We start from the raw sequence: 21,445 nt of genomic DNA on the forward strand, positions 1-21,445 counted from the left end.
CCGTGGCCCGCACCATGCATCTGGCCGCCCACTTCCCGGGCGTCAACGCCACCACCGTGTGGGCCGACCCCCGCTCCCGCAGCCAGATCGACTTCTCGTCCTTCGTCCATCTGGCCCGGACGGCGGAGCGCGGCAAGTTCGACTTCTTCTTCCTCGCCGAGGGGCTGCGGCTGCGCGAGCACAACGGGCGCATCCACGACCTGGACGTGGTCGGCCGTCCCGAGTCGCTGACCGTGCTGAGCGCGCTGGCCGCCGTCACCGAACGGCTCGGCCTCGCCGCCACCGTCAACGAGCCCTACGAGCTGGCCCGCCGCCTCGCCACCCTCGACCACCTCAGCGAGGGGCGCGCCGCCTGGAACGTGGTGACCTCCTCCGACGCCTTCACCGGGGAGAACTTCCGCCGGGGCGGCTATCTGGACCGGGCCGACCGCTACACCCGGGCCGCCGAGTTCGTCGCCACCGCCCGGGAGCTGTGGGACTCCTGGACGCCGGACGGCGCGTCGCGTCCCTTCGCCCACGAGGGCGAACAGTTCACGATCTCGGGCGAGTTCACCGTGCCCCGCTCCCCGCAGGGCCACCCGGTGGTCATCCAGGCCGGGGACTCCGGCGAGGGCCGGGAGTTCGCCGCTTCCGCCGCCGACATCATCTTCACCCGGCACGGCACCCTGGAGGCGGGCCGCGCCTTCTACGCCGACGTGAAGGCCCGGCTCGCCGCGTACGGGCGCGAGCCCGACGACCTCAAGATCATGCCCGGGGTCACCGTGGTGGTCGGGGACACCGACGCCGAGGCGCAGGAGCAGGCGTACGAGATCCGCCGCCAGCAGGTCTCCCCGCAGAACGCGATCCTCGCCGCCGAGCAGCTCTGGGGCCGCGACCTCTCCGCGTACGACCCCGACGGGCCGCTCCCCGAAGTCGACCCGGTTGTCGACTCGGGCCTGGTCAAGGGGCGGGTCCTGCACGGGGACCCTTCCCCGAGCTCTCGGCTGCGCTCGAGCGGGGGAGGCCCCACTTCCGTGGTGGCCCGGTGGCGTGCGGTCTCCGAGGCCAAGGGGCTCTCCCTGCGGCAGACGGTGATCGAGACGACCACCCGGCAGTCCTTCATCGGCTCGCCGCGGACGGTCGCGGCGGAGCTGACCGCCTTCGTCGACGAGCGGGCGGCCGACGGCTTCATCCTCGTCCCCCACCTCACCCCCGGCGGCCTGGACGACTTCGTCGACCGGGTCGTCCCGCTCCTCCAGGAGAGCGGCGCGTTCCGCTCCGAGTACTCCGGCTCCACGCTGCGGTCGCACCTCGGCCTCGCGGAGCCGGTGTGGAAAGGTTGACCGCATGAGCACGGACGCAGAGCAGCACCAGCAGACCGGGGGACCGGACGAGGCGGCCCAGGAGTGGCAGCGGTGGCACGAGGAGCGCGTCCTCGCGGTCGCGGCCCCCTACGGCCCGCTCGCCCTGACCGGAACCCACTGGCTCTCCGACTACCCGGAAGGGCGAATTCCGGCCGTCCTGGGGCAGTGGCGCGAGGACGGTGACGCGGTGGTGCTGACCGCCACCGCCGGGGACGGCATCGTTGTCGACGGCAAGCCGCTGACCGGCGAGGTCCGGCTCGGCGCGGACAGCGGCCCCGCCGACGACGCCCGGGTGGCGCTCGGGGACCGGCGGCTGGTGGTGATCCGCCGCGAAGGGCTCTGGGCGGTACGGGACTTCGACCCGGACGCACCCGCGCGGCACGCCTTCTCGACCGTCGACGCCACCCCGTACGACCCGGCCTGGGTGGTGCCGGGGACCTTCCGGCCGTACGCCGAGGAGCGGGACGTCCGGGTGGCGAACGCGGACGGGGCCGAGCGGGGGCTCGGGCTCGGCGGGGAGCTCGCCTTCACGGTGGCCGGGGACGAGCACACGCTCCAGGTCACGGTCGAGGAGGACGGTTCGCTCTGGGCCGTCTTCGCCGACGCCACCAGCGGGAACGGCAGCTACCGCTTCCGCTTCCTGCGCCCCGGGACGCCCGCCGGGGACGGCAGCCTGAGCGTCGACTTCAACCGCGCGCTGCTGCCGCCGTGCGCCTTCGCGGACCACTTCCTCTGCCCCTTCCCGCCCCCGGGCAACACTCTCACCGTGCCGGTCGCGGCGGGGGAGCGGAACCGCCTGGACGCCTGACCCGCGCGGTCTTCCCGACCCGCGCGAACCTCCGGCCCCCGGCAGCCCGACGGCTGCCGGGGGCCGGGGTGCGGGTGGGGCGCGCGTGGCCGAAAGGCATCCTTGCGTCTGCTGTCCGGACGCCTCGATACTCCCGTCAGCGATTGTCAGGGGCATGGCGAATTCGAGATCCGGACACGCCCCCGACTGCGCCTCACGGGCCCGCCACCCCACAGGAGGGCCCCCGATTCCCCTCGGAGGAACCCGAAGTGAGGATCAAGCGCACCAACCCCCGCCGCAACCACGGAAGACGCGTCCGTACCACGGCCGTCCTCGCCGGGCTCGCCGCCGTCGCGGCGTTCACCGTCCCCACCGCCAGTGCCGAACCCACCGGCACGTTCAGCGCCAACCAGCTGGCCTCCGCGAGCGACGCCGTCCTCGGCGCCGACATCGCGGGCACCGCCTGGAACATCGACCCGAAGACCAACCGCCTCCTGGTCACCGTGGACAGCACGGTCACCCAGGCGGAGATCGCGCAGATCAAGAAGGCCGCGGGAGCCAACGCCTCCGCCCTCACCATCGAGCGCACGCCCGGCACGTTCAGCAAGCTGATCTCCGGCGGCGACGCGATCTACTCCGCCACCGGACGCTGCTCGCTGGGCTTCAACGTCCGCAGCGGCTCCACCTACTACTTCCTGACCGCCGGTCACTGCACCAACGGCACGGGCACCTGGTACGCCAACTCCGCCCGCACCACCGTGCTCGGCACGACCTCCGGGTCCAGCTTCCCGAACAACGACTACGGCATCGTGCGCTACACCAACACCACGATTCCCAAGGACGGTTCGGTCGGCGGCCAGGACATCACCAGCGCCGCCAACGCCACCGTCGGGATGGCCGTCACCCGCCGCGGCTCCACCACCGGCACCCGCAGCGGCTCGGTGACCGGCCTCAACGCCACGGTCAACTACGGCGGCGGCGACGTCGTGTACGGCATGATCCGCACCAACGTCTGCGCCGAGCCCGGCGACTCCGGCGGCCCGCTCTACTCCGGCACCCGGGCGATCGGCCTCACCTCCGGCGGCAGCGGCAACTGCTCCTCCGGCGGCACGACCTTCTTCCAGCCGGTCGTGGAAGCCCTGAACGCGTACGGCGTCAGCGTGTACTGACCGGCGTAGGGGGCGCACCGCGGCCCCTGACCCGGCGCACCGGGCCCGCCCCCCGACGTACCGGCCGGGCCCGGTGCCGTCCGTACCCGCGAGCCCCCGTCCGGAATGCCGGACGGGGGCTCCCGCACGCCCCCGGCTCCTGAGACGATGGCGCCAGGACGGGCCGCACGGGAAGCGCCGACACCAGGGGGTCCAGCTCCGTGAATCGCATCGGGATCACCGGTCACCGCACCATCCCCGCCCGGGCCCGGAGCCATGTGCTCGCCGGACTTGGCTCGGCCCTCTCCGGGCTCGACGGCGCCACGGAGGTGCTCTCCAGCCTGGCCGTCGGCGCGGACCAGCTCTTCGCGGACCTGGCCCTCGCCCGGGGCGCCAAGCTGACGGCGGTGATCCCCAGCGGCGACTACGAGGCCTGCTTCGACACCGCCGCCGACCTCGCCCGCTACCGGCTCCTGAAGTCCCGCGCCGCCCAGGAGATCCGCCTCGACTTCCCGCACTCCACCGACGAGGCGTACTACGCGGCGGGCGCCTACATCGCCGACCACTGCGACCTGCTGCTGGCCGTCTGGGACGGCCACCCGGCCCGGGGCCTCGGCGGCACCGGCGACATCGTGGACTACGCCCGTACGCTGGGCCGCCCGGTCACCGTCATCTGGCGGGACGGCGTGGAGCGGGGCTGACCCACAGCTGATGGGCCGTCATGTACGGTGCCGGACCAGCCAGTCCGTGTGCTCGGGCGAGACGATCCGCTCGGTCTCGAAGACCGCCACCGGCCACTGCCGCTCGGTGAGCGTGGTCTCCATCGCGGCCTGCATCGACTCCAGGTCGTCCTCCACCAGGGAGTGCGCGGAGATCAGCGGATGGTGGCGGCGCAGCTCGTTCCAGGCGAGACAGGCCGCGCCGGCCGCCGACAGCACCCCGGTCAGTCCGAGCGAGCGCCCCACCCCGAAGGTCTGCAGCACGCTCAGCACCAGCGCCGGCAGGGTCAGCGCCACGATCGCCCCGGACCAGACGAGCGCACCGCGCCGGGAGACCAGCCGCCGTCTGCGGTACCACCGCCGCTGCTCGATCAGCCGGTCCCGCACATAGGTCTCCTTGCGGACGGTGAAGGCCTTGTCCCGCAACTCCCGCATGGATTCCGTGATGACCGCGCCGTCCTTCTCCGTCATCGTCTCCCGGGGATCGGTCCAGCCCACCTTCCGCAGTTCCTGGAGCCCCTCCTCCAGCCGGCTGGCGAAGAGCGCTTCGGGGTGCCGGGCCGAGGTGTCGAAGGGGGAGCCGTGGACCGCGTACCGCCAGCAGAGGGACTTGATGAACTCCGCCGCGGAGCGGTTGAGTTGCCAGTGCGACTTTGCTTTGCGGCGGGAGGCGAGGTAGGTCGTGAACAGGACACCCAGATACGCCAACACAGCCGCGCCGTAGAGGAGCTGGACGGTCAGCCCGTCCTCGGCGTGCCAGGGGAGCGCCGCGGGCACCGCGCCCGCCACGAGCAGCGCCAGCTGGGCCCGGGTGGTGTTCACGGCCTCCCGCTGGCGGGAGACGGCGATGGCGTCCGTACGGTGGAAGAGAGCGGGCAGGTCGGCGTTCCTGAAGACCATGCTCTGAAGAGGTCCGGGAATCGCCGTCATGTTCACTCCCGTATCCCATGTAGTCGGGGCTCCGTTGTCGGAATGAAAGATTCCGAACCATTTGGAGCAGTCCCGTATGTCACTCGGACTACGAGGCCGCGACACGAGTTGCGCACCTTGTTCCTGAGAGTAAAGTCGTGCCGCCAGGCACTGCAATGGTGCAACTGGCGGTGGTGCCCCCCTGACCGGAACGAGCCCCTCTAGGACGGCCGTGAAGACCTACGAATCATCCCCCATCTTCGCTGATGCGAAGAAGAGCCGTGTGCCGCTCGCCAAGATCGATCTCTCCGGTGGCCAGGCCGCCCGGAAGCTTGCGCGCGTGGTTCCCGCGGCCGACGGTCGCCTTCCCCGCATTTCCACTTTCAACTCCGCTCTCTGAGACCCTCTCCGAAGGCTTCGGTTCCCTTCCGAAGGCTTTCGCGCCGACGGAATTCCGGCGCGGAACGCTGGACTAGACTGGGGGAATGACAGGACCCGCGGTCCCGTTCCGCGAAATCGTTCTGAAGGTTCACAGCAGGTGCGATCTGGCCTGCGACCATTGTTATGTCTACGAACATGCTGATCAGAGCTGGCGAACCCGGCCGAAGACAATCTCTGACCATGTTGTTTCCCGGACGGCTCGACGCCTGGCCGAACACGCCAGGACCCACGCCCTGCCCTCCGTGACAGTGATCCTGCACGGAGGGGAGCCCCTGCTCGCCGGACCGGCCCGACTGCGCCTGGTCTGCGAGGAGTTCACCTCGGCCCTGGCGGGCATCGCCGAACTGGATCTGCGGATCCACACCAACGGCCTCCAGCTCAGCCCCCGTTACCTCGACCTGTTCGACGAGTTCGACGTCAAGGTGGGCATCTCCCTCGACGGCGACCGCGCCGCCAACGACCGCCACCGCCGCTACGCCGACGGCCGCAGCAGCCACGCCCGGGTCCTCAAGGCCGTGGACCTGCTCCGCCAGGAGCGCTACCGCCACCTCGACCTCGGCCTCCTCTGCACGGTCGACATCGCCAACGACCCGGTCGCGGTCCTCGACGCGCTCACCGAACTCCGGCCGCCCCTCATCGACTTCCTCCTGCCGCACGCCACCTGGGCCGAGCCGCCACCGCGCCCGGACGGATCGCCCACCGCCTACGCCGCGTGGCTGCTCACCGTCTTCGACCGCTGGCAGGAACAGGGGCGGCCGGTGCCGGTCCGCCTCTTCTCCTCGGTCCTCTCCACCCTCGACGGCGGCCCCAGCCTCACCGAATCCCTCGGACTCGCCCCCACGGACCTGGTCGTCGTCGAGACCGACGGCCAGCTGGAGCAGGTCGACTCCCTCAAGAGCGCCTACGAAGGGGCCGCCGCCACCGGCTTCGACGTCTTCACCCACAGCTTCGACGAGGTCGCCGCGCACCCCGGGGTCCGAGCGCGCCAGCTCGGCCTGGCCGGGGTCAGCGCGACCTGCCGCCGCTGCCCCGTCGTACGCTCGTGCGGCGGCGGGCTCTACACCCACCGCTACAGCCCGGCAGGCGGCTTCGACAACCCCTCCGTCTACTGCGCCGACCTGGCCGCGCTGATCCGGGGCATCGAGGAGCGCACGGCCGCCGCCTGCGAGTCGCCCGCCGTCCGAGACCCGGGCGAACTGCTCGCCGCCCAGCAGGATCTGACCCGCACTCTGCTCGCCCACCTCCACGACAGCCTCGACGGCGCGGGCGGGGAGACCTGGGCGGAGGCGTGGGCGCTGGCCGCCGAGGTGGAGAGCGCCCCGGCCGGCCAGGCGGCGCTCGACCTGGTCCTCGCCCACCCCTACACCCGGACCTGGCTGCTCGACACCCTGGAGGCGGTACGGGCCGGCCGGCCGGTGGACGGCCCCCCGGTGGAGCGGCTGGCCGCGTCGGTGGCCGCCGCCGCCGTGCGCGCCCGTCTCGACCTGGCCGTCCCGGTGGTCCACCGCGACGGCCGCCTCTTCCTGCCGACCCTGGGGGAGGTCCGGATCGGCGGGGCGGGGGAGACGGGGACGGCGCTGGTGCGGGCGGAGGGCGAGGGCTTCGCCGTACGCGCCGGAGCGGCCGTGCTGCACATCGCGCGCGAAGCCGGAGAGGGCGCGCACTGGCGGCCCGTACGCGCGCTGGGGGCGGGCGGCGGGTCCGTACACGCTCCGGAGGCGACGGCCGACGGCCCCGGACCCGTACCCGGCCAGGCACCGAGCCCCGAACCCGCACCCGGTCACGTACAGAGCCCCGAACCCCTGCGCGGCCCCGGCCCCGAACCCGGTGACGTACGCGGCCCCGAACCCGTACACGTACTGCTCGACGATCTCGATCCGTACCGCTCCTGCTTCGACGCGCCCACCGCCCACCGGCTGGACGGGCCCGGCGCCGAGGCCTGGTCCGCCTCGCTCGCGGCGGCCTGGGCGCTGCTGGCGGAGGCCGTGCCGGACCAGGCGGCGGAGGCGGCCGCCGTCCTCACCGCCCTCACCCCGCTCACCGGAGGCGCCCCGGTCCAGGCCGGGCGCCATGGGTACGGGGCGCTCGGGATCGTGGCCGGGAGCGATGCCCGCACCCTCGCGACCGCCCTGCTGCGCGGGTTCCGGCGGGCGAAGCTGCGGGCGCTGTGCGAGGTCACGGATCTGTACGCGTCGGACGGTTCCTGGGATCATCGGTTGCCCTGGCAGGAGGAGCGGGGGGAGGCCGTTCCGTTCTCCCGGCTGCTGTCGGAGACCTATGAGCGGGTCGGGCTCGCCCTCTTCGCCCCGGAGTTCCTCGCCGGGGTTCCGCAAGCGCTCGACCTGATCGAAGAGGCGGCCGAGACGACCGTCGACGGAAAACAATTGCTCGCCGTGATGCGCAAAGAGATCAACGGAACAGACGGGACATCAGGGAAGAACGGTTGCAAGACCGGTACGGAGTGGACGGCAGTGCGGTGAAGACGGACGCGGTTGACTGAAAAGTAGCGTTCAATGACCGAACGGCAGGGGGGTGGAGCGCAGTCCGCTCCGGAATGATGAATTCGCTCGCATTCCCTTCCTTCTCCCCGGATGCGAGTGCTCACACAGGACGGGGGTCGTGTGCACGCATCGACGCAGCAGCGAGCGGCGGACCATCGGCCGTACTTCTTTCTGAGCTACGCGCACACGCCGGGGGTCGCCAGCGGAACGGACCCCGATATGTGGGTCGAACGGCTTTTCCGCGATCTCTGCGGCCATGTGATGGCCATGACCGATCTCCCCGCCGGGGCCTCCGCCGGCTTCATGGACCGCGAGATACGCTCCGGCGAGGGTTGGTCGGAACGGCTCGGTGAAGTCCTCGCCACCTGCCGGGTCTTCGTCCCGCTCTTCTCCCCGCGCTACTTCGCCAGCGAGATGTGCGGCAAGGAGTGGCACGCCTTCGAGCAGCGCGCGATCCACCACCGGGCCCGCTCCAACCAGCCCGCCGAAGCGATCGTCCCGGCCCTGTGGGTGCCGGTCCCGCCCAGCCAACTCCCGGGCTCCGCCGAGCGGTTACAGTTCAACCACCGCGACTTCGGGGAACGGTACGTCACCGACGGCCTCTACGGTCTGATCAAACTCAGGCTCTTCGCCCAGGAGTACGAACGGGCCGTCTACGAACTGGCCAAACGCATCGTCCGCGTCGCCGACACCGTCCGCATCGATACCGGCAGGCCCGTCGACTACCGCCTCGCCCCCAGCGCCTTCGGCTCCCCGAGCAGCGGGATCGGCGCCCCCCGCCCGATGCGGATCACCATCGCCGCTCCCACCCGCCACGACCTGCCCGACGGGCGCGACAGCCAGTACTACGGCGACCACCCGCAGGACTGGAACCCCTACCACCCGGCCGCCGCCCGCCCCCTGGCCTATGTCGCCGAGGAGCTGGTCCGCTCGCTCAACTACCAGGCCCAGATCACCTCGTTCGACGAGGAGTCCGGCCGCCCCGAGGGCAAGGCGCCGCCCAGCACCCCCGAGATCCTCCTCGTCGACCGCTGGGCCCTCCAGGACGAGGACCGCAGACGCCGGCTCGCCGCCTTCGACGCGGAGGACCGGCCCTGGGTGACCATGGTCGTGCCGTGGAGCCGCGAGGACCACCAGAGCCGGGCGGCGGAGACCGAACTGACCCAGAAACTGGAAGCGACCATGCCGGCCAAGATGCGCCACGGACGGGCCTTCTGCCGGGCCGCCGCCCGGGGCGTGCCGACGATGGAGGCGTTCGGCCAGATCCTGCCCCAGGTCGTCGAGGTCGCCGCCCAGCAGTATCTGCGGCACGCCACGGCCTACCCGCCGGGCCCCGGTGGCGGCGGCCACGGCGAACGGACCCGGCTCACCGGCCCCATGGGCCACACCAGCTTCACCCCCGACCCGCACGACCCTGCGACGGAAGCGGAGGACCTATGAGTGCCGGTCGTGACGGGCGCATCGTCACCTTCTACTCGTACAAGGGCGGCACCGGGCGCACCATGGCCCTGGCCAACACCGCCTGGATCCTCGCCGCCAACGGCAAGCGGGTGCTGGCCGTCGACTGGGACCTGGAGGCACCCGGACTCCACCGGTTCTTCCACCCCTTCCTCGAACCCGCCACCCTCGGCGCCACCACCGGCGTGATCGACCTGATCACCGAGTACGCCTGGGCCGCGACCAGCCCCGCCCAGCGCGCCGACGACTGGCACCGCGACTACGCCCGCATCCAGCCGCACGCCGTCTCCCTCACCCCGGAGGTGCTGGGCTGGGAGTTCCCCAAGGGCGGCACGCTCGACTTCGTCTCCGCCGGACGGCAGAACCGCGAGTACTCCGCCACCGTCTCCACCTTCGACTGGGACAACTTCTACGACCGGCTCGGCGGCGGCCACTTCTTCGACGCGCTGCGCGAGGACATGAAGACCCACTACGACTACGTCCTCATCGACAGCCGGACCGGTCTCAGCGACATCGCGGACATCTGCACCGTCCACCTCCCCGACGTCCTCGTTGACTGCTTCACCCTCAGCGACCAGTCCATCGACGGCGCCGCCTCCGTCGCCCGCCAGATCTCCGAGCGCTACACCGGCCGCCCGATCCGCATCTTCCCCGTCCCGATGCGCATCGACGAGGGCGAGAAGGAGAAGGCGGACGCCGGACGGGCGCTGGCCCGGCTCAAGTTCGACCGGCTGCCCCACGACCTGTCCGGCGACGAACTCACCGCCTACTGGGGCGCGGTGGAGATCCCCTACCGCCCCTACTACGCCTACGAGGAGACGCTCGCCACCTTCGGGGACGAGGCCGGTCTCACCAACTCCCTGCTCTCCGCCTTCGAACGGCTCACCGCCGTCATCACCGACCGCGAGATCACCTCGATGCCCCCGGTCGGAGAAGAGGTGCGGCTGCGCATCCGGGACGCCTTCACCCGCCGCCGACCCGCCCTCCCCGCCGACCTCCTCCTCAGCTATGTGGCGGAGAACCGGATGTGGGCCGACTGGATCGAAGCGGTCCTCACCCGGGCCGGCTTCCGGGTCGTCCCGCGCGACGTCTCCGCCGAACGGCCCCCGGAGGAAGGGGCGCTCACCACCGAGACCGCCGCCCGCACCGTGGTGCTCCTCTCCACCGCCTACCTCAAGTCGCAGCGCGCGGTCGACCTGTGGCAGCGGGCGGTCGCCGAGGACCCGGGCGGCGGCCGGCGCCAGCTGCTGCCGCTGCGCGTCGGGGACGTACGCCTGACCGCCCCGTACATCGACCGCAATCCGGTCGACCTCTTCCGCCTCGACGAGGTGCACGCCACCACCGCCCTGATGCGCGCCCTGGACCGGCCCGTCCAGCTGGTCGACGGGATGACCCCCGGACCGCGCTTCCCCGGCACCGTACCGAGGATCTGGAACGTACCGCCCCGCAACCCCGGCTTCACCGGGCGCTCCCTCGTCCTGGAGCGCATGCGCGACCAGCTCGGCGGCGGCATGGCCGTGGTCCTGCCGCAGCCCCAGACGCTGTACGGACTCGGCGGCGTCGGCAAGACCCAGGTCGCCCTGGAGTACGTGCACCGCTTCATGGCCGACTACGACCTGGTCTGGTGGATATCGTCCGAGCAGTCCGACGACGTCATCGCCTCCCTCGCCGAACTCGCCGTCCGGCTCGGCGCCCAGGGCGGCGAGGACATGGCGGCCGCCTCCCAGGAGGCCGTCGACCTGCTGCGCCGCGGGGTGCCCTCCGACCGCTGGCTGCTCGTCTTCGACAACGCCGACGACCCCGAGACCCTGCGCCGCCACTTCCCGCAGGGCGGCTCCGGCCACATCCTGGTCACCTCCCGCAACCAGAGCTGGTCCCAGCACGGGGACGCCCTGCCCGTCGACGTCTTCCTCCGCGAGGAGTCCGTCGAACACCTCCAGCGCCGCGCCCCCGGGCTGAGCGACGAGGACGCGGATCAGGTGGCCACCGCCGTGGGCGACCTGCCGCTCGCCGTCGAACAGGCGGCGGCCTGGATCGCGGAGACCGCCACCCCCATCGACACCTACCTCGAACAGCTCGCCCGCCAGGCGCCCCAGGTCCTCGCCCTCAACCAGCCCGCGGGCTACCCGGAACCGGTCGCCGCCACCTGGAACATCTCCATAGCCCGGCTCAAGGAGCGCTCACCGGCCGCGGTGCGCCTCCTCCAGCTCTGCGCCTTCTTCGCCCCCGAGCCGATCTCCGCCAACCTGCTCTACAGCAAGGAGATGATCGAGGCGCTGAAGCCGTACGACTCCTCGCTCCAGGAGAAGCTGGTGCTGGGCCGGGTCATCCGGGAGATCGGCCGGTTCGCCCTCGCCAAGGTCGACCAGGTCTCCAACTCCATCCAGGTCCACCGCCTGGTCCAGGCCGTGATCAAGGCCCAGCTCAGCGAGGAGGAGCAGCGCGAGGCCCGCCATGTCGTCCACCGCATCCTGGCCGGGGCACGGCCCGACGACGACGAGCCGATCGACAACCCGGAGACCTGGCCGCGCTTCGCCACGATCTGGCCGCACCTCGGCCCCTCCGACGCCCGCCACTGCAAGGAGCCCGAGACCCGCAGGCTTCTCATCGACCGGGTCCGCTACCTGTGGAAGCGCGGTGACGTCAGGACCGCGTGGACGCTGGGGGAGGAACTGCGGCAGACCTGGCTGGAGATGCTGGGCGAGCGCGATCTGCAGTACCTCTACCTCTGCTTCCACCTCTCCAACATCCTGCGCACGCGCGGGCGTTACGTGGAGGCCAAGGAGCTGGACGAGTTCACCCTGCACCGGCAGCGGGAGGTCCTCGGCCCCGAGCACCCGCACACCTACATGACCACCAGCAGCCTGGCGATCGACCTGGGGCTGCTCGGGGACTACGAGCAGGCGATCGAGCTGGCCACCGAGGCCCACGAGGGGTTCGGCCAGATCTTCCACGACTCGCACCCCAGGACCCTGGCGGCCGCCAACAACCTGGCCCTGAACCTGCGGAGCATCGGCCAGTACGCGCGGGCCCGCGAGATCGACCAGGACGTCTACGACCGGCGCACCGAGGTGCTGGGCGCCAAGCACCCCTACTCCCTCTCCTCCGCCATGAACCTCGCCCGCGACCTGCGCGAGGTGGGGCGGTACGAGGACTCCGTGGGGCTGCTCAGCCGCACCTACGAGAGCTTCAAGGAGACGCTCGGCCGCACCTATCCGACGACGCTGAGCGCGGCCAAGAGCCTGGCGGTGTCGCTGCGGCGGGCCGGCCGGCTGGAGGACGCCCGCCGGCTGACGGTCGCCACCCGCGCCCGGTACAAGGCGAAGTACACCTCCGCCAACCCCGACTCGCTGGCCTGCGACCTCAACCTGGCGGCGGACCTGTTCGCCGCGGGGGAGGCGGTGGAGGCCCGGGACACCGCCCAGGAGGTGGTGGACCAGTACATGAAGGTGCCGGGGGAGAAGCACCCGTACACCCTGGCGGCCCAGAACAACCTGGGCGTCTACCTCTCGGGGACCGGGGAGGCGGAGCGGGCGGAGCAGATCCTGACGCTGGTGGTGGCCTCGATGCGGGAGCGGTTCGGCCGGGAACACCCGAACACGCTCTTCTGCGTCATGAACCTGGCCAACGCCACGGCGGACCGGGGCGACCTCCCGCTGGTCCTGGAGACGGAACAGCGGCTGGCGGTCCAACTGCGCCAGGCGCTGGGGGCGCACCACCCCGAGTCCCTGGCGATGATCTCCAACATGGCGGCGACCCTGGATGCGATGGGCCGCGAGGAGGAGGCCGCGCGGGTGCGGGCCGAGGTGGTGGGCGAACTCTCCCGGCAGCTCGGGGACGAACACCCGCTGACCCAGATAACCCGCGACGAACGCCGCTTCCGGAGGGAGCTGGAGCCGCTGGCCGTATGAGGCGGGTCCTTGGGGGCGGTGCCGCCGCAGCGCCGGGTCCGGCCACCGGGTCCGGGGGCCGGAGGCATCGGCCCCCGGCCCCGGCCCCGGCCCCCGCCGTCCGGTCGGCCCGGCCCCGGCCCTGGCCCTGGTCCCGGCCCCCGTCCGGTCAGCCCGGTGTCGGGGCGGGCAGCGGCCGGTCGGGCGGGTGCTCCCGGTCGTCCAGCAGCCAGTTGAGGATGCCGGGCAGCACGGAGAGCGCGTCGAAGTGCGCCGCCGCCGGTTCCAGTACGGCGGTGGCGCCCGGGATCTGCCCGGCCAGCCAGCGGGAGTGGCCGACGGGCGAGAACACGTCCTTCACTCCGTGCCAGAGCAGCACCCGGCCGGTGATCAGGGCCGGGTCGAACCCCCAGGGGCTGCAGAGCGCGATCGCGTCGTCGATCCACCCGTACGCCGAAGTCCGCAGCCCCTCGCTGTAGTTGCGCAGCAGCATGGAGCGGATGCCCGCGTCGTTGACCACCATCCGGTCGGAGTCGGTCAGCTCCCGGCGCAGATCGTCCAGGAGCCGCACCGGGTTCTGCCGGATCTGCGCCGAGCGGACGATGAAGGACTCGGTGAAGGAGTCCGGGTCGGTGGCGGCCGTGGAGTACGCGAGCACGTTGGACGCGGCCATCCCGTCGAACCAGTCGAGCCCGGCCGCACCCCAGGGCGCCAGCGTCACCAGGGCGGCGGTCCGGGTCACCCGCTCGGGCAGCAGCGCCGCGCAGGCCAGCGCGTGCGGGGCCCCGCCGGACCGGCCGACCACGGCGAACCGCTCCAGCCCGAGCGAGTCCGCGATGGCCCGGACGTCCTCGACGACATCGGCGATCCGGCGGCCCGCCTGCCGGTCGCTGCCGCCGTATCCGGGCCGGTCGTAGGTGATGAGCTGGGTACGGCGCTGATAGAGGACCATGCCCCGGGGAGCGGGTCCGAGCCGGCTGCCCGGGGTCCCGTGGAGCAGGAACACCGGTCTGCCCCGGGGGTCCCCCAGCCGCTCCACCATCAGATGCCGCCCGTCCGCCGCGCGCACCCGACCGCGCACCCGCGCCTCCTCAGCTCGGTCCCCCCGGCGTCTGCCGCTTTTCGATGATGACCTATCAGGGCTCCGACCGGCACTCCCCGTCGGGACCTCATCACCACCCTGTCGGGGTCCTGCCGACGGCCTACCGATGGCCTATCGACGCCCGGTCGGCCCTCCGCAGGGGCGAATACCGGACAGGACTAGTCCTCACCCAGGGGCCGCCACCGGTTGCACCGGGTGTTCGCGAACGGAACCGACATGGCATGACCCGGGGTAAGAGAACATGGCGCGGGTAAAGCGTCGGTGCCGTGTGCACGTCCGGAAGTCGACCTTGTGTGCTCCTGGTCCCCTCGGAATAGTGGGCGCCCCATCCTCCGTGTTCGGGCACCCCACATGCTCCGTACACGGCCCCACAGGAGGTCGAAGTTGAAGCATCGACGCATATCCAGGAAGCGCGCGACGGTCGCCGGGTCGGCCGTGGTGGCCCTGGTCGTAGCGGGTTTCACGTTCCAGTCTGCGAACGCCAGTGACGACGTGCCCCAGTTCACGGTCAAGACGCTCAGCGCGGACGCGGCCGGAAAGCTCGCCACCACGCTCGACCGGGACCTGGGCGCGGACGCGGCCGGCTCGTACTACGACAGCACGGCCAAGGCCCTCGTCGTGAACGTCGTCGACGAGGCCGCCGCCGAGCAGGTCCGTCAGGCGGGCGGCAAGGCCAGAGTCGTGGAGAACTCCCTCGCCGAGCTGAAGTCGGCCCGGCAGACCCTCACCGACAAGGCGACGATCCCGGGCACCTCCTGGGCCGTCGACCCGGTCAGCAACAAGGTCCTGGTCACCGCCGACCGCACGGTCGACGGCGCGGCCTGGAGGAAGCTCTCGGCCGTGGTCGAGGGGCTCGGCGGCAAGGCCGAACTGAAGAAGACCGAGGGCGAGTTCAAGCCGCTCATCGCGGGCGGCGACGCGATCTTCGGCTCCGGCTCCCGCTGCTCGCTCGGCTTCAACGTGGTCAAGGACGGCGAGCCGTACTTCCTCACCGCCGGCCACTGCACCGAGTCGGTCGCCAGCTGGTCGGACAGCCAGGGGGGCCAGGCGATCGGCACCACCGAGGGCTCCAGCTTCCCGGAGAACGACTACGGCCTGGTCAAGTACACCTCGGACATCGCGCACCCGAGCGAGGTCAACCTCTACGACGGCTCCACCCAGCAGATCACCGAGGCGGGTGACGCGACGGTCGGCCAGGCGGTCGTCCGCAGCGGCTCCACCACCCAGGTGCACGACGGCGAGGTCACCGCGCTCGACGCCACCGTCAACTACGGCAACGGCGACATCGTCAACGGCCTCATCCAGACGACGGTCTGCGCCGAGCCGGGCGACAGCGGCGGCGCGCTCTTCGCGGGCAGCACCGCGCTCGGTCTGACCTCGGGCGGCAGCGGCAACTGCTCCTCGGGCGGCACGACCTTCTTCCAGCCGGTTCCCGAGGCGCTCGCCGCCTACGGGGCCGAGATCGGCTGACGTAACACCGCACCGACGTACGACCCCGTACCGACGTACGACCGCACCGACGTACGGAGGAGAGGCCCCCGGTCCCGTGCCAGGGGCCTCTCCCGTGTGTCCGTCGCGTCCGTGCCGGGGGCCGGGTGCGGGTCAGGCGGCCTTGGCCAGGTGGGCGGCTTCGGCGGTGGCCGGGGCGACGCCGAAGGCGCGTACGGCCTGGTAGTAGGTCCAGGCCGTGCTGTTGCAGGAGGTCCGCTTGGCACCGGAGTAGGCGGCGCACACCCGCTTGAGGTCCTCGTAGAAGGCGGAGTCGAGCCGGGCCTTGTTGGCGGAGAACGTGCCGGCGGCCTTGTAGTTCCGGTAGCCGAAGTCGTGGCGGGCGCAGGAGGTCTGGAAGGGGAAGCCGAAGGGGTTGTCGGGGGAGCTGCTGCAGTAGTCGGTCGACCAGTCGAAGCCGTACGCGGACCAGGCGCCCTGATTGTTGCGGGCGGCGTTCCAGGCGTTGTGGCTGGCGGCGCTCGTCTGGGTCCAGGAGCTGAGCACCTGCGGCTTGTCGGCGGGGGCGGCCGACGCCGAGGTGGTGCTGATCAGGGTGAGCGGGAGCGACAGGGCGACCGCGGCGAGCGGGGCCATGAGACGACGACGCATGAGCGACCTCCGTGGGGGTGGAAGGAGTGGTCCCGGCCGTGCTCCTCGTCGGGTGGACGAGGCCGCTCCAGAATGTCGTCATGCACCTGTCATGCCTACCCCCTGCGCCGACCCGACCTCGGGAATTGGGCTGTACGTCACCTGGTCCGGGCCGCCCGGAAAGGGGTGCACACCGGTTATCGTACGAATGTTCGAAGCTGGTCTATGGTGGAGAGCAGGGGGTGGTGAGTGACAGAACGGTCGGAACGGTCCAGGAGGTGCGGATGTCCGGTTTCACGCACCTGCATACCGCCTCGGGATTCTCCCTGCGGTACGGGGCCTCGCACCCCGAGCGGCTCGTCGAGCGTGCCGCCGGGCAGGGGATGCGCGCGCTCGCGCTGACCGACCGCGACACCCTCGCGGGAGCGATCCGCTTCGCCAAGGCCTGCATGGGGGCCGAGGGCGAGACCGAGGGGGGAGGCGAGGTCCGGCCGATCTTCGGGGTGGACCTCGCGGTTGCCTCGTACGGGGAGGAGGCGCGCCGGACGGTGCGCCCGCGCACCCCTGCGCGCGGGGGCGCCTTTGTCGATGAATCCGCACCCCGGGTCACCTTCCTCGCCCGCGACGGCGCGCACGCCTGGGCCGAGCTGTGCCGACTGGTGACCGCCGCCCATGCGCGGAGCGGGACGGCCGACGGGGCGCGGGGCGCTGGGGGTGCCGGGGGCGTCGGTGAAGCCGGTGGCCCGCTCGACGGATCCGGCCCGCTCTCCGTCGCCGGTCCGCCCGTCGTCGGCCGGGGCGCGCTGCCCGCCGACGGGCTGACCGTGCTGCTCGGGCCCGCCTCCGAGGTGGGCCGGGCGCTCGCCGCGGGCCGCCCCGACCGGGCCGCCGCGCTCCTCGCGCCCTGGCGGGAGCTGTACGGCGACGCCCTGCGCCTCGAAGCCGTCGACCACGGGCGCCCGGGCGCCGGGGCCGGGTCGCTGCGGCTGGCCGCCCGTATCCTCGGCTTCGCTGCCGACCAAGGCGTACGGGCCGTGCTGACCAACGCCGTCCGGTACGCCGGCCCGGGGCAGGGGCCCATCGCGGACATCCTCGACTCCGCCCGCAGGCTCGTCCCCCTCGACCCGCGCCGCTCACCCCTGGACACCGGGGAGCGCTGGCTGAAGGGCGAGGGCGCCATGCGGGAGACCGCCGAGCGGATCGCCTCCGCCGCCGGGCTCGGCCGGGGCGCGGCGGCCCGGCTGCTGGCGGAGACCCGGGAGACCGCCGAGGCCTGCCGGGTCGACCCCGTCACCGACATCGGGCTGGACGGCATCCACTTCCCCGAGCCCCACCTGGTCGGCGCCGACCGGCGTACCGCCCAGCGGGTGCTCGCCTCCCGGGCCGCCGCCGGAATGGTGCTGCGCGGCTACGACCGCGACCGTACGTACTGGGAGCGGATGCACGAGGAGCTGGACATCATCGCCCACCGGGGTGTCGCCTCGTACTTCCTGACGGTTGCTCAAGTAGTCGACGACGTCAGGAAGATGGGCATCCGGGTCGCCGCGCGCGGCTCCGGGGCGGGCTCCCTGGTCAACCACCTCCTCGGCATCGCCCACGCCGATCCCGTCGAGCACGGGCTGCTCATGGAGCGCTTCCTCTCCGAGCGCCGCATGGTCCTGCCCGACATCGACATCGACGTGGAGTCGGCCCGCCGGCTCGACGTCTACCGTCGGATCATCGAACGCTTCGGCCCCGAACGGGTCGCCACCGTCGCCATGCCCGAGACCTACCGGGTGCGCCACGCGATCCGCGACGTCGGGGCCGCGCTCTCCATGGACCCGGCCGAGACCGACCGGCTCGCCAAGGCGTTCCCGCACATCCGGGCCCGCGACGCGCGCGCCGCGATGGAGGAGCTGCCCGAGCTGAAGCAGGTGGCGCGGGACCAGGAGAAGTACGGGCGCCTCTGGGAGCTGGTGGAGGGGCTCGACGCGCTGCCGCGCGGGATCGCCATGCACCCGTGCGGGGTGCTGCTCTCGGACGCCGGGCTCATGCGCCGTACGCCGGTGGTGCCGACCAGCGGTGACGGCTTCCCGATGTCCCAGTTCGACAAGGAGGACGTGGAGGACCTCGGGCTGCTCAAACTCGATGTGCTGGGCGTACGGATGCAGTCCGCGATGGCGCACGCCGTCGCCGAGGTGAAACGGGCCTCGGGCACGGAGGTGGACCTGGACGCCGTACCGCAGGGCGACCCGGAGACGTACCGGCTGATCCGCTCCGCCGAGACGCTGGGCTGCTTCCAGATCGAGTCGCCCGGCCAGCGCGACCTGGTCGCCAGGCTCCAGCCCGCCACCTTCCACGACCTGGTCGTCGACATCTCGCTGTTCCGGCCGGGGCCGGTCGCCGCCGACATGGTGCGGCCGTTCATCGAGGCCCGGCACGGCCGCGCGCCGGTCCGCTACCCCCACCGTGACCTGGAGGAACCGCTGAAAGGGACCTACGGCGTGGTCGTCTTCCACGAGCAGATCATCGAGATGATCCACATCATGACCGGCTGCGGCCGGGGCGAGGCCGACCGGGTGCGGCGCGGCCTCTCGCACCCGGAGTCGCTGGACCGGATCAGGGAGTGGTTCCCGCTCCGCGCGGCGGCCCGGGGATACGACGCCGAGGTGATCGCCCACACCTGGAAGATCATCGAGGCGTTCGGCAGCTACGGCTTCGCCAAGGCGCACGCCGTCGCGTTCGCCGTACCGACCTACCAGTCGGCCTGGCTCAAGGCGCACCATCCGGCCGCCTTCTATGCCGGTCTGCTCACGCACGATCCCGGGATGTACCCGAAGCGGCTGCTGCTCGCGGACGCCCGGCGGCGCGGGGTGCCGGTGCTGCCGCTGGACGTGAACCGGTCGGCGGTCGCTCATAGAATCGAACTGGTGTCTGATGATGAGGATCTGGGACAGGCCCGGGACCAGAAGGGGGTGTGGGGACTGCGGCTCGCCCTCTCGGACGTCCACGGCATCAGCGAGGCCGAGGCGGCCCGGATCGAGGAGGGGCAGCCGTACACCTCGCTGCTCGACTTCTGGCAGCGCGCCCGGCCGGGCCGCCCGGTGGCCGAACGGCTGGCGCAGGTGGGCGCGTTGGACGCCTTCGGCGCCAACCGCCGCGATCTGCTGCTGCACCTCTCCGAACTCCACCGCGCCCACCGGAGCCCCGGTTCCGGAGCCCGCGGCGGGCAGCTCCCGCTGGATGGCGGACACCGTACGGGCTCGCTCGGGCTGCCCGACCTCAACGAGGCGGAGCGGCTGAGCGCCGAACTCGGGGTGCTGAGCATGGACGTCTCGCGTCACCTGATGGGGGACCACCAGGCCTTCCTGGACGAGCTGGGAGTGGTCTCGGCCAAGCGGCTGCGCGAGGCCCGGCACGGCGAGACCGTGCTGGTCGCCGGGGCGAAGGTGGCCACCCAGACGCCCCCGATGCGCTCCGGCCGCCGGGTCGTCTTCACCACCCTGGACGACGGCACGGGCCTGGCCGACCTGGCGTTCTTCGAGGACAGCCACGCCGCCTGCACCCACACCGTCTTCCACTCCTGGCTGCTGCTGGTACGCGGAGTGGTGCAGCGGCGCGGCGCGCGCGGCCTGAGCGTGGTGGGGCAGGCCGCCTGGAACCTCGCCGAACTGGCTGAACTCCGGCGCACCGGAGGGCTGGACGCGGTGGCGGCCCGACTGGCGGAGGAGCCGGAGGAGGGCGCCGGGGAAGCGGAGCCCGGGCCGGGACGTCGTATACGGATGGAGACCGGTTACGAGATGAACCCCTGGGCCGACCTCCAGCCACCCGGTGAAGGGACGCCCACCGGAAGGAAGTTGTGGCACCGGTCGCAGGGGAGCGCGGGATGACGGAGGACCCGGCAGGGGTGCTGTACCTACGGTTCCGCAGGACCGCCGGCGGCCCTCCCGACAGCGCCGCCTACACCGAACTGCTGTCCCTGCTAGGCGCGTTCACTCCGGTGGTGGAGGCTGCCCCGCCCGACGGGGCGCTGGCCGATGTGGGCGGCGCGCTCCGCTACTTCGGGCGGGACGTGGAGGACCTGGCCTCGGTGATCCGGGTCCGGGCGCTCGCCCTGCACGGCGTGGACTGCGCGATCGGGGCGGGGCCCAACCCCATGGTGGCCCGCATGGCCGCCCGTCGGGCCGCACCCGGGACCACCTTCGTGGTGGCCCGGGGCGCGGAGGCGGCGTTCCTCGCCCCGCTCCCGGCCGCCGCCCTGGACGGCGTCGGGACGTCCATGGCCCGCACCCTGTGCGGTTACGGGCTCGACTCCGTCGGCCGGATCGCCGCCGCACCCCTGGCCACGCTCCAGCGCATCACCGGCGTACGGACCGGGCGCGAGCTGTGGGAACGGGCGCGGGGCATCGACCGCACCCGCGTCACCCCGAACGCCGCCGCCCGCTCGATCGCCGCCGAACGCTCCTTCCCGTACGACGAGTTGGCCCCCGAGCAGCACCGCCGCGCCCTCCTCTCGCTCACCGAGGAGCTGGGGGCGCGGCTGCGGGGCGAGGGGCAGGTGTGCCGGTCGCTGGCCCTCTCGGTGCGGTACGCGGACCGGACCGGCTACGCCACGCTGACCCGGAGCCGTGCGCTGGGGGAGCCGACGGCGCACTCGGCCGCGCTCACGGCCCTCGCCTACCGGATCCACGAGTCCTTCGGCTTCCAGCGGGCCAGGGTGCGGGGGATCGCGCTGCGCGCGGAGGGGCTGACCGATGCCGCCCGCGCCTCCCGCCAGCTCACCTTCGACCCGGCGGACGAGCGGTCGCACCGGATCGAGGAGGTGGCGGACCGGCTGCGGGAGAAGTTCGGCCCCGGCGCGGTGAAGCCGGCGGGCCTGGCGGCCTGAACGGCGGGGTTGACGGGCGGGGGGCGTTCCGGCGTCCGGGGAACGGAGCCGCACATCCGGGGCTGACGAGCCAGAGGCGTCCGGGCACCAGGCGGAAGAGGGGCCAGGCATCCCCTTACTCATCCGACGGCGAGACCGAGCCACTTTTTACCGACGCGTAACTTCCCACCGAACCCTACCCGTGCGTAATTTGGCATGAGC

At 72.3% G+C, this 21,445-nt stretch carries 14 protein-coding genes; 11 read left to right on the plus strand and 3 right to left on the minus strand.

Annotation, left to right across the window (positions count from 1 at the left end):
• Positions 1–14 precede the first annotated feature (14 nt).
• The 4 genes from DJ476_RS28345 (at position 15) to DJ476_RS28360 (ending at position 3,979) form a co-directional block, all read left to right on the plus strand.
• Positions 15–1,322: an NtaA/DmoA family FMN-dependent monooxygenase gene (locus DJ476_RS28345; RefSeq protein ID WP_112492647.1), complete on the plus strand. Its 1,308-nt coding sequence runs from the start codon at positions 15–17 to the stop codon at positions 1,320–1,322.
• A gap of 4 nt (positions 1,323–1,326) precedes the next feature.
• On the plus strand, positions 1,327–2,151 hold the full coding sequence (locus tag DJ476_RS28350; RefSeq protein WP_112491850.1) for a DUF1684 domain-containing protein: 825 nt from the start codon (positions 1,327–1,329) through the stop codon (positions 2,149–2,151).
• Positions 2,152–2,399: 248 nt separating this feature from the next.
• The gene (locus tag DJ476_RS28355) at positions 2,400–3,299 is read left to right on the plus strand and encodes a S1 family peptidase (protein ID WP_018487987.1); all 900 of its coding nucleotides are present in this window, start codon (positions 2,400–2,402) and stop codon (positions 3,297–3,299) included.
• A gap of 200 nt (positions 3,300–3,499) precedes the next feature.
• The gene (locus DJ476_RS28360; RefSeq protein WP_103418647.1) at positions 3,500–3,979 is read left to right on the plus strand and encodes a hypothetical protein; all 480 of its coding nucleotides are present in this window, start codon (positions 3,500–3,502) and stop codon (positions 3,977–3,979) included.
• Between the two features lie 18 nt (positions 3,980–3,997).
• Here DJ476_RS28360 and DJ476_RS28365 read toward each other — a convergent pair whose 3' ends face one another.
• Positions 3,998–4,927 carry a DUF4231 domain-containing protein gene (locus DJ476_RS28365; RefSeq protein WP_167480405.1) on the minus strand — a complete coding sequence of 310 codons (930 nt, stop codon included), beginning with the start codon at positions 4,925–4,927 and terminating at the stop codon, positions 3,998–4,000.
• A 211-nt stretch (positions 4,928–5,138) separates the two neighbouring features.
• Between DJ476_RS28365 and fxsA the strand changes: the two genes are divergently transcribed.
• The 4 genes from fxsA to fxsT all read left to right on the plus strand — a co-directional run bounded on the left by fxsA (position 5,139) and on the right by fxsT (position 13,217).
• Positions 5,139–5,306, plus strand: coding sequence for an FxSxx-COOH cyclophane-containing RiPP peptide (gene fxsA / locus DJ476_RS28370; protein ID WP_078949860.1), 168 nt, complete (start codon positions 5,139–5,141; stop codon positions 5,304–5,306).
• An 85-nt stretch (positions 5,307–5,391) separates the two neighbouring features.
• The gene (gene fxsBH / locus DJ476_RS28375; protein ID WP_112491851.1) at positions 5,392–7,827 is read left to right on the plus strand and encodes a radical SAM/SPASM protein FxsBH, inactivated beta-hydroxylase extension form; all 2,436 of its coding nucleotides are present in this window, start codon (positions 5,392–5,394) and stop codon (positions 7,825–7,827) included.
• A gap of 111 nt (positions 7,828–7,938) precedes the next feature.
• Entirely contained in the window at positions 7,939–9,288 is a 1,350-nt protein-coding gene (gene fsxC, locus DJ476_RS28380; protein WP_162638802.1) for an FxsC protein, read from the plus strand.
• Positions 9,285–13,217 (plus strand): FxSxx-COOH system tetratricopeptide repeat protein, encoded by a 3,933-nt coding sequence (fxsT, locus tag DJ476_RS28385; RefSeq protein ID WP_112491852.1) that lies wholly within the window; start codon positions 9,285–9,287, stop codon positions 13,215–13,217. The genes fsxC and fxsT overlap by 4 nt, the downstream gene beginning before the upstream one ends.
• A gap of 148 nt (positions 13,218–13,365) precedes the next feature.
• On the opposite strand, the gene DJ476_RS28395 is transcribed toward fxsT, so the two are convergent.
• Positions 13,366–14,277 carry an alpha/beta fold hydrolase gene (locus DJ476_RS28395; protein ID WP_112491854.1) on the minus strand — a complete coding sequence of 304 codons (912 nt, stop codon included), beginning with the start codon at positions 14,275–14,277 and terminating at the stop codon, positions 13,366–13,368.
• 405 nt (positions 14,278–14,682) lie between these two features.
• Between DJ476_RS28395 and DJ476_RS28400 the strand changes: the two genes are divergently transcribed.
• A complete protein-coding gene (locus DJ476_RS28400; RefSeq protein WP_103418653.1) occupies positions 14,683–15,768 on the plus strand; it encodes a S1 family peptidase in 1,086 nt (361 codons plus the stop codon).
• A gap of 132 nt (positions 15,769–15,900) precedes the next feature.
• On the opposite strand, the gene DJ476_RS28405 is transcribed toward DJ476_RS28400, so the two are convergent.
• Positions 15,901–16,398, minus strand: coding sequence for a phospholipase (locus DJ476_RS28405; RefSeq protein ID WP_103418654.1), 498 nt, complete (start codon positions 16,396–16,398; stop codon positions 15,901–15,903).
• Positions 16,399–16,661: 263 nt separating this feature from the next.
• Between DJ476_RS28405 and DJ476_RS28410 the strand changes: the two genes are divergently transcribed.
• Positions 16,662–20,246 carry a DNA polymerase III subunit alpha gene (locus DJ476_RS28410; protein ID WP_112491855.1) on the plus strand — a complete coding sequence of 1,195 codons (3,585 nt, stop codon included), beginning with the start codon at positions 16,662–16,664 and terminating at the stop codon, positions 20,244–20,246.
• Complete coding sequence (locus DJ476_RS28415; protein WP_103418707.1) at positions 20,243–21,244, plus strand: DNA polymerase Y family protein; 1,002 nt, start codon at positions 20,243–20,245, stop codon at positions 21,242–21,244. The genes DJ476_RS28410 and DJ476_RS28415 overlap by 4 nt, the downstream gene beginning before the upstream one ends.
• Positions 21,245–21,445: the final 201 nt, after the last annotated feature.

Origin of the sequence: Streptomyces bacillaris, from assembly GCF_003268675.1 — a bacterium.
Lineage (GTDB): Bacteria > Actinomycetota > Actinomycetes > Streptomycetales > Streptomycetaceae > Streptomyces > Streptomyces bacillaris.